Below are 2,927 nucleotides of genomic sequence, written 5' to 3'. Positions count from 1 at the left end.
GAATTTTTCGTCACGGTTGCCGAGGATGATCACGTCGGAGTTGTTGATCACGTCGTCGAAGTCGGAGTTGAGCAAGGACGAGACKTGAGGGATTTTCGACTCGATGTAATCCTTGTTCGCGCCGTGGACACGGGCGTACTCGACGTTGCTGTCGTAGATGCTCAGGTCGTAACCCTTGCCGATCAGCATTTCCGCCAGATCAACCAGCGGGCTTTCGCGCAAGTCGTCAGTACCGGCCTTGAAACTCAGACCCAGCAGGGCGACTTTGCGTTTGTCGTGGCTGGAAACGATGTCGAAGGCGTTTTGTACCTGGGATTCGTTGCTGCGCATCAGAGAGTTCAGCAGCGGTGCTTCCACGTCCAGGGAGCTGGCGCGGTAGGTCAGGGCACGCACGTCTTTTGGCAGGCAAGAGCCGCCGAACGCGAAGCCTGGGCGCATGTAGTACTGGGACAGGTTCAGGGTTTTGTCCTGGCAGACCACTTCCATCACTTCACGACCATCGACGCCGACAGCCTTGGCGATGTTGCCGATCTCGTTGGCGAAGGTGACCTTGGTGGCGTGCCACACGTTGCAGGTGTACTTGATCATCTCGGCAACGGCGATGTCCTTGCGGATGATCGGTGCGTCGAGTTCTTCGTACAGCGATTGCAGAACGTCGCCCGAAGCCTTGTCGAACTCGCCGATGACGGTCATTGGCGGCAGATCGTAGTCGGCGATCGCGGTGCTTTCACGCAGGAACTCAGGGTTCACTGCTACACCGAAATCAACACCGGCTTTCTTGCCCGAGCAGTCTTCGAGGATCGGGATCACCACGTTGGCCACGGTACCCGGCAGCACGGTGCTGCGAACCACGATGGTGTGGCGGGTGGTCTTGTCGCGCAGGACAAAACCAATTTCGCGGCACACGGCTTCGATGTAGTTCAGTTCCAGGTCGCCGTTCTTCTTGCTCGGCGTACCGACGCAGATCATCGACAGGTCGGTGTCACGAATCGCCTCGGCGAAGTTGGTCGTGCCGCGCAGTTTGCCGGTATCGATACCCTTGCGCAGAAGCTCGCCCAGACCCGGTTCAACAATCGGTGATTTACCGGCGTTGATCATATCGATTTTATCTTTGGCAACATCGACGCCAACGACGTCATGGCCCCGTGCAGACAGGCAACCGGCACAAACAGCGCCGACATAACCCAAACCAAATATGCTGATGCGCATCGCAATTACCTCTCTGTTATCAAGACTGTATTCACAAGCCATTRGATGGCTGGAGTTAAGTGTTTTAGCGGTCATAGTGCACTCGAAAGTGCGGCTTACAGGCGCCACAATGCCGTGTGCGGGCATATGAAGTGTCGAGTGTGTAAATAAGTGCACTCAAGATGTGCGTAACTAGGCCTTATTCTTATGACGTGCCCTGTTATGCATCAGGTCCTCTGGCCTGAGGACGCTGTTGCAAAGATCTTGCGCGCTCAATGCCAGGCAATAGGCCTGTAAATCAAGCGGTTGGGTGCCCTGGCGAGCACGCTTATAGGGGCGCTTTCTTGGCGTTGTAGGGGATATTAATGGTGCATATCTCCTGTCCTTTGTGTGTTGCTCAAATAAGAGGCTCATCTTCAGAAGTTAATGTGACAACTTCGCTACGTGAATCTCTTGTCTGCGTAAGTTATCTCGTACAAACACATGGATAATCGTTACCGATGGTATGAGCTACGCATTTGGACATAGTTCCAGTCCGCCCATCGCGAAACCGGAAATTTCTTGAAATATAGAGAAAGATGGCACTGCTTTCATATTGATGGCACTAGCAGTCGCACCCTTGATACATCGGGTGATTATCGAGTTCGATAGTTTTATGCCACTACTGATAAAAATTTTCAGTGCCACTACTGAAAAAAAACATCGAAGTCGAGTGAAACTAACGTTAGAAAAATAGAGTGATGTTTTTTTGGCGTCAGTAAGCCGGCGAAGCGGGAGGGGGATTGTTGGACGATCTGCGGTCGGCGCACGACGAGGCTGTCGATGTCGTGCGCTCTACAGGTGCATTTATTCGGGCGAGTGATCGCGCAGGAAAACCAGATGGTCCGGTTTGGATTGCTCGGCGCTGTAGCGGTAACCCTGAACGTCAAATTGCTTGAGGTCGGCAGGGTTGTTGATGCGCTCTTCGATGACGAAGCGGCTCATCATTCCGCGGGCTTTTTTCGCGTAGAAACTGATGATCTTGTATTGGCCGTTCTTCAGGTCCTTGAAGTCGGTATTGATGATGCGCGCGTTCAAGGCGTTGCGTTTGACGGCTGAGAAGTACTCGTTGGACGCCAKGTTCAGCAGCACGTCATCGCCTTGATCGGCCAGCGCTTCGTTCAGCCATTCGCTGATTCGCGTGCCCCAGAAGGCATACAGGTCCTTGCCACGGGCATTCGCCAGTTTGGTGCCCATCTCCAGCCGATACGGTTGCATCAAATCCAGCGGTCGCAGCAGGCCATACAGGCCGGACAACATGCGCAGATGCTGTTGGGCGTAATCGAAATCGGCTTCGCTGAAGGTTTGCGCATTCAGGCCGGTGTACACGTCGCCTTTAAAGGCCAGCAGCGCTTGCTTGGCGTTTTCCGGGGTGAACGCGGGTGTCCAGCTGCCGAAACGTGCGGCGTTGAGCCCGCCGATCTTGTCGGAGACGTGCATCAATTCGCTGATTTGCGCCGGTGTCAGGTCGCGCAGCTGCATCATCAACTCCTGAGAGTGATCGAGGTACTGCGGCTGGGTAAAGCGCTGGGTGGCCGGCGGTGTTTCGTAATCGAGGGTCTTGGCGGGGGAAATCACCATCAGCATGAAGTCGTCTCCTTTAATCGTGGGCGCGATTCTAGGGGGTTGTCCGTGTTGACTCCAGCTATGGGTGTCATAGGTGATGGGTGGTGTCAGTGGACAGAACGCAGCCTCGCGTT

General features: G+C 54.5%; 2 protein-coding genes. Both read right to left on the bottom strand.

Annotated elements, in window-relative coordinates; genetic code table 11:
- On the bottom strand, window positions 1–1,209 hold a 1,209-nt coding region (locus AC1DRJ_RS23285), incomplete at its 3' end, for a nucleotide sugar dehydrogenase (protein ID WP_477804221.1).
- A gap of 825 nt (window positions 1,210–2,034) precedes the next feature.
- Window positions 2,035–2,814 (bottom strand): peroxide stress protein YaaA, encoded by a 780-nt coding sequence (gene yaaA / locus AC1DRJ_RS23280; protein ID WP_477804220.1) that lies wholly within the window; start codon window positions 2,812–2,814, stop codon window positions 2,035–2,037.
- Between the last annotated feature and the right edge of the window lie 113 nt (window positions 2,815–2,927).

The organism is Pseudomonas sp. P5_B2 (genome assembly GCF_056400445.1).
Note: the sequence above shows the minus strand (reverse complement) of the source record. Positions and strands in the feature narration are given on the sequence as shown.